This window comes from Ralstonia sp. 110700041-2 (genome assembly GCF_056280165.1).
Genome location: NZ_JBSFAI010000023.1, coordinates 37,846 through 43,845, shown reverse-complemented (window position 1 = coordinate 43,845; position 6,000 = coordinate 37,846). Strand labels below are relative to the sequence as shown.

The window sequence follows — 6,000 nt, the reverse complement described above, 5'->3', positions numbered from 1 at the left end:
CATGGCTCGATGCAGGGTATGGACCATGGCTCGATGCAGGGTATGGACCAGGGCTCAATGCAGGGTATGGACCAGGGCTCAATGCAGGGTATGGATCAGGGCTCAATGCAGGGTATGGATCATGGTTCGATGCAAATGCAAGGCGGCTCACCGCCTCCTGATGCGCGGGATCCGAATGCATACTCGGGTGGATATCAGTTGGGTGTCGGAAAGTTCGCGCTGGGCAATACCCGCCAGCTCATGATGGCCGATGAGCACAATTTTGGATCGTTCTTGATTGATCGCCTGGAGTGGGTACGCGGCCCCAACTCCAACGCCGCTTCTTACGAAGCGCAAGCGTGGTACGGAAGCACTTACGACAAGGTCGTGCTGAAGGCGGAAGGCGATGTGAAAAAAGGTCGACTCGAGGAGGCGCGTACCGAGTTGCTATGGGGGCATGCGATCACGACGTTCTGGGACACCCAGCTTGGGATTCGCAATGACGTTGGCTCGGGGCGTCCAGCGCGGAACTGGGCGGCTTTCGGTGTGCAAGGTCTGGCGCCATACTGGTTCAACATCCAGGCCACTGCATACGTTGGTAACAGTGGTCGTACCGCCCTGCGGTTGTCCACGGAGTATGAGTTGCTGCTGACTCAGCGCCTTATCCTACAACCGCGCGTGGAGGCGAACCTCTACGGAAAGAATGATCCGGCTTTGGAGATCGGCAGCGGCCTGTCCAGCGCTAGCGTCGGATTGCGTTTGCGTTACGAGTTCAGTCGGCAATTCGCGCCTTACATCGGCGTCGAGCGGTATCAGACTTTTGGCAACACCGCCAACATGATTCGGGCAGATGGCGGCCGAAGCGGTGAGACCCGATTTGTGGCAGGCCTGCGTGTTTGGTACTAGCCATTCTCTATTTACACCACCAGGAGGTATTGACATGTTGACCCCTCGTTACATCGCAAGCATCGCTGTCGCGGCATCGGCCATTTTCGCCAGCACGGCCGCATTCGCGCATCCTAAGCTGCTGTCTTCGACGCCTGCTGACAAAGCGGAAGTCGCCGCGCCGGCAAAGATCGAGCTTAAGTTCTCGGAAAATCTCTCGACGCAATTCTCGGGGGCTAATCTCGTTATGACGGAGATGCCTGGCATGTCCAGTCACGACGCCATGAAAGTCGCCGCGAAGGTCGCCGCCGACGATGACCCCAAGACGATGGTCATCACGCCCGCACAGCCGCTGATGACGGGAACCTACAAGGTCGAATGGCGTGCTGTCTCGTCGGATACGCACCCGATGACGGGAAACTTCTCGTTCAAGGTGAAGTAAAGTTATGGCAGACGACTGGCTCAATATCGCCCTGCGCTTTGCGCTGTACGTGGATCTGACGATCCTGTTTGGAGTCTCGCTGTTCGGTGCTTACGCCTTGCGCCCCGATCATCGGAGCTCAGCGATTGCGCGCCGGTATGTCTGCGCCATTGGCGTCGCCGCAGCTTCCGGTATTGTGCTGTCTCTCTGGAGTATCGTAGTGACGGCCAAAGCGATGACCGGAGCCGCCGAATACGCGGAGTTGAGCAGCCACGTCTTCGGCATGATGCTGAGTAGCACTGCGGTTGGCATTGGGTGGTTGGTTCGTATCGCAGCCCTGGCGGCTTGTTTAATCATCGTCATGTGTGTGCGTAGGATGCCAACTCTGCACTTTGATATCTTTGCTGTTCTGGGGGCGGTAGCGCTGGCAACAGTGGCCTGGGCAGGGCATGGCGCGATGCACGACGGTTCGCGTGGATACGTCCACATCACGGCCGACATCGCCCACTTGTTAGCCGCGGGTGCATGGGTTGGATCGCTGACAGCGTTTGTGTTGCTTGCGCGGGCGCAGCAGGCGGCTTCATTGGAGTCGGTGGAAATCCTCAACCACACGTCCAACGGCTTCGCCCGTCTTGGGACATTGATTGTCGCCACGCTGCTCGCAACGGGCGTCGTCAACTATCTGTTGATCGTGGGCCCAACAATCGACGGGTTGGCCACTTCGGCATACGGCGTCCTGTTGTTGGCCAAGTTGGCACTGTTTGGGCTTATGCTCGGGCTGGCGGCAGCCAACCGTTACCTGTTGAGTCCGCAACTTGAAATCGCAATGCGCAGCGGCGACCACGCTGGCGCAGTCATGACACTGCGCCGCAGCCTGCTCACGGAGGCCAGCCTCGCCGTCGTGATACTTGCTTTGGTTGCGTGGCTCGGGGTGCTTTCTCCGCCTGGGACCTAATTCCGTCATTTTCGTGTAGCCATTCAACGCTCCATGACAACGCCATTGAACTCGCAGTCTATATCCGCGTCTAGGCGATCTCTGATGGTCGGCCTGGCTCTCTTGCCTGCCATAGCTTTGGCGCAGAAGTCTGAGCCAAAGCCTACATTCCAAGTTTGGAAGACGCCGGGTTGTGGATGCTGCAAGGATTGGTTGTCCCACCTGCGGGACAACGGATTCGATGTAGTCACACACGACGTCGAAGACACCGTCGAGGCTCGACGCAAGACAGGCATTCCCGATCGCTACGCCTCGTGCCATACGGCAGCCGTGCAGGGCTATGCCGTGGAAGGCCATGTGCCTGCGCGCGAGATCAAGCGCCTATTGCGGGAACGCCCTAAGGCAATCGGGCTGGCGGTCCCCAGCATGCCCATCGGTGCGCCTGGCATGGACGGTCCGGCGTACGGTAATCGACGTATGCCGTACAACGTATTACTGATCGGTTTGGATGGGACATCCACTGTGTTCCAAGCGTACAGCTGAACGAATAGAAGACGTTGGCCGTGAAAACGATGGGTTCACCATGTATGTGGCCAACAAATCTGGCGATACACCGACGCAATCACTGGTTGGCTCACCAGGAGCGGTCATGAGGAACATGTCGGTGGCCGACCTGCCTGCCGATGTACTCGCGGCAATGGCTCTCGTCTTCGTCACATGGATTGTTCTCCTAGTGGGTTTCGCTTGGTACCTGCGCCGCAAACATGGCGTAAGACGGCACGCAGACGCGCGTGCCGCTATTCATGGCCGCCGTAGTAAGAAACCACGTCGACGCGCTTTGCGACGAAGCTCTGGGAACCCATGATCTGCCGCAGGTTCCAGGGTGCCTTGTGTCACGCACCGCTAGGAATTCGCCGTGTTTCTCGCCGCTGACTACAGCGTTCGAGCGATAGCTTCGATCGGCTTGATCCCCACGCCAAAACGCGCAATGCTATCTCGGTGTTCGGTGAGACTGGTATAGGGAACATAGCGAATGCCTAGTTCTGCAACCCTGCGGAAAGCGGGACGTGCGAGTTGGGCGCGCACGTCCGCCTCTCTGGCATCTGGAGCCACCAGGAATAGGTGTTTCCTTGTCGCTTGATCTGTGCCCAAAGCCAGATCTAGCAGTCGTACGATGCCCGAGTAGATGGATGTGGTGTGTTCGACCTCGAAGGCAGCTTCCACTTCCAGCGAGACAGCGTTCAGCCAGACGACATCGATGAGAGGCACGGTGTCAGCGCCTGAAACCAAAAGTGAATTCGGCAATGTTGCCAGGCAGCCCTCGCTGAGCACGCCGCCATTGTAGGGGCGGCTGCGGTCGTTGGTCGCCACCCAGACCGCGAAGCCCAATGCCTTGCCAAGATCGCGCAACCAGCCTTGCACCTCTGTATGAGAGGCATCGTCGGTTCGGCCTGCTTGAAGTTGCTTGGCGAAGGAGGCTGCTTCCTCGCGGGCCTTAGCCAGATCCTTCTCCCACTCAGCAATCGTGGTAGCGCCACCCTCTTGCGGCGGAGCTGGATAGCGCTCCATTCCGATATCGAACAGCAGTCCGGCAATCGCACCCAGGTCATTGGACAGCAGGTCGCGGTAGCGTCCATTCAGGGACAGCACGCCCTCGCGCATGGCCAAGTAGTGGTCCCATTTGCCGAGCTTGACACGAGAGCCCGTCAGCGCGTTGTATCCATTGACGATCGCAGTGTTGAAGGGAACCGCCAAAGTTGGGTGGATGAAATACAGCAGGTTGGCAACGGCTGGGCCCAGCCCCTTGATGCCGTGCCGGTTCAACTGCTGAATCGCTTGAACTACCTCTTGCTCGGTATCGCAGCAATTGCACGTATGCAGCAGTCTGGCGAACGCTCGCTGATGATCTGCGTTCTCGTAGATGTCCGGAATACGCAACTTGGGTTTCCAGAGGAATGCGTGGTCCGCCCCCTTGAAGATTTGGCGCTGCTCGGCAATCGCGGAGACCACGGTTTCGAGAGAGGATCCGCGATAGGCGTTGCCAAATGTCCCAGCCTGGATCTCGTTGACCACCGTACTAATGCCACGCCGGATGGAGCGGAAATTCTTGAGGCGCTCGGGCCAGAGAAACCACGTCTGGAAAGTTCCGTCTCTGTCAGGCTTCCATCGCTCAATGAGCGTTCTTGTTAAATCGGTCATGCAAAATCCACTATTTTTATCGTGGCACTGTCCGATCGGGACAGTGTATGTACTTTCCGGCACCGTTTCAATGCTGATTCGACAGAGTTAAAGCGACCTATTCACCGCCAATCTCCGCGTGCCATCCACGAAAAAAAGGTGCCAGGATTGCGACAAACGCAGTGCTTGTTAACAAAACTGTAATCGCAGCGACAGGGTGCTGTCGTCGTCTACAACGTAGAATTTAGCAGCATGGATGCATTCTCAGCATTTGTGCGGAGCACGTCATGAACCTCATGCGGGCCCTCCAAAGCGCCCTCATGCTCTTGCTGCTAGGTTTCGCGTCTGGGTGTACATCCGTCGCTACGACGCCAGCGCAGTTTGGGCATCCAGTCGCAATTGCACATGCGAGCCGAACAATTATTTTGACTCCACGCATCAGATACGTGCATGTGTACACTGGTGAAACAGTTGCTTTCCGGATTGGGGAAAAGGAAATTGGCTGGATGTTCACGGCCCCAACAATCGGAGGTGGCCAACCAATCGATATGGGCTCGATCTTTCCTGATATTCCTGAGGCAAAGGGCATCGCGATTTTTATTGAGCGGAGCAATCTTTACAGGGCAGGATAATCGGTCGCGATGGGAAAGGCGAAGCGCCGCAAGATGGCGCGCGGCTACAACCTCCGCTTCATGTGGTTCACATTCTTGGGATGACATGCCGATTTTAGCTTGACGAGAGCGAGACCTCGATTGACGAGTATCGAATGTTGTCGCTTTCCCCTACTTGACCACAATCTTTCCGATCATTCCGGCTTCGTAATGCCCTGGTACAAGGCAAGCAAAATCAACCATGCCGGGTTCATCGAATCGCCAAATGAGTGCTCCTTGTTGGCCAGGCTCGAGCGCGAGATGCTTTCCAATAGTGTGGTGGCTCATCTCCGGCATCTTGCGCATCATCTCGGCATGCTCCTTTAAGTCGGCAGCGGTGCCGATCACCAGTTCATGGTGTACTTTGCCAATGTTCTCGACAACGAAGCGCACAGTCTCCCCCACTTTGACGGTGAGCGTGGTCGGTTGGAAACGCATGTCATCGCTCATAGTCACATTGATGGTACGCGTCACCTTTTGAGGATCTCCAGGCTGGCCTGCCTTCGGCGCGGGTTCGCTGGAATTGGAACCGAGACCTTCGAGTTGATTCGCCGCACCAAAGGCGGCTAGGGGCGCAAAACTCAGTGCTAGGATGGAGCGAGAAAACCTGTTCATGAGCCTCTCCCTTTTGGAAAGCGGTTGAAATACTTGGTGCGGCTCGACGTTGCCGCGGGGTGGGCGGAAGCCGTTCGCCAAAACGGGGCCCGCCTCTACCGAATCGCGTTGGCTTGGCGACAAAAACTCGGCCCGTGGCATCAATGATAGATCTTGGAACACTCGCCCGTCGATCGGCAGTTACCCATCAGCAGGGGCAACATCAATTGCAATGAGACGCGTGCTGGTTGAAGCTCGCCAGTTGCGCTGGGAGAAAATCCGCTCGAGAAAGAGGGGGCACAGCGAAGACCAAGCTTTCTTTCGGACGGGGCGGCTAGGCGTGCAGATCCCGGTCTTCA

7 protein-coding genes are annotated in these 6,000 nt (G+C 57.2%); 5 read left to right on the top strand and 2 right to left on the bottom strand.

The window, feature by feature from the left end; translation table 11 throughout:
• From ACUXH0_RS25715 to ACUXH0_RS25700, 4 genes are all read left to right on the top strand, one after another.
• Positions 1 to 885 (top strand): copper resistance protein B (locus ACUXH0_RS25715; protein WP_476196440.1); only part of this gene is annotated, 885 nt, incomplete at its 5' end.
• Between the two features lie 34 nt (positions 886 to 919).
• Positions 920 to 1,306, top strand: a complete 387-nt coding sequence (gene copC / locus ACUXH0_RS25710) for a copper homeostasis periplasmic binding protein CopC (RefSeq protein ID WP_012755710.1) — start codon at positions 920 to 922, stop codon at positions 1,304 to 1,306.
• A 4-nt stretch (positions 1,307 to 1,310) separates the two neighbouring features.
• The gene (gene copD / locus ACUXH0_RS25705) at positions 1,311 to 2,240 is read left to right on the top strand and encodes a copper homeostasis membrane protein CopD (RefSeq protein ID WP_012755711.1); all 930 of its coding nucleotides are present in this window, start codon (positions 1,311 to 1,313) and stop codon (positions 2,238 to 2,240) included.
• A gap of 33 nt (positions 2,241 to 2,273) precedes the next feature.
• Complete coding sequence (locus ACUXH0_RS25700) at positions 2,274 to 2,762, top strand: DUF411 domain-containing protein (RefSeq protein ID WP_024977761.1); 489 nt, start codon at positions 2,274 to 2,276, stop codon at positions 2,760 to 2,762.
• Between the two features lie 390 nt (positions 2,763 to 3,152).
• Here the strand turns inward: ACUXH0_RS25700 and ACUXH0_RS25695 are convergent, their stop codons facing one another.
• Positions 3,153 to 4,418 (bottom strand): hypothetical protein, encoded by a 1,266-nt coding sequence (locus ACUXH0_RS25695; RefSeq protein WP_012755713.1) that lies wholly within the window; start codon positions 4,416 to 4,418, stop codon positions 3,153 to 3,155.
• Between the two features lie 266 nt (positions 4,419 to 4,684).
• Between ACUXH0_RS25695 and ACUXH0_RS25690 the strand changes: the two genes are divergently transcribed.
• On the top strand, positions 4,685 to 5,029 hold the full coding sequence (locus tag ACUXH0_RS25690) for a CzcE family metal-binding protein (RefSeq protein WP_021197777.1): 345 nt from the start codon (positions 4,685 to 4,687) through the stop codon (positions 5,027 to 5,029).
• Positions 5,030 to 5,179: 150 nt separating this feature from the next.
• Here the strand turns inward: ACUXH0_RS25690 and ACUXH0_RS25685 are convergent, their stop codons facing one another.
• Positions 5,180 to 5,662: a cupredoxin domain-containing protein gene (locus tag ACUXH0_RS25685; protein WP_012755714.1), complete on the bottom strand. Its 483-nt coding sequence runs from the start codon at positions 5,660 to 5,662 to the stop codon at positions 5,180 to 5,182.
• Positions 5,663 to 6,000: the final 338 nt, after the last annotated feature.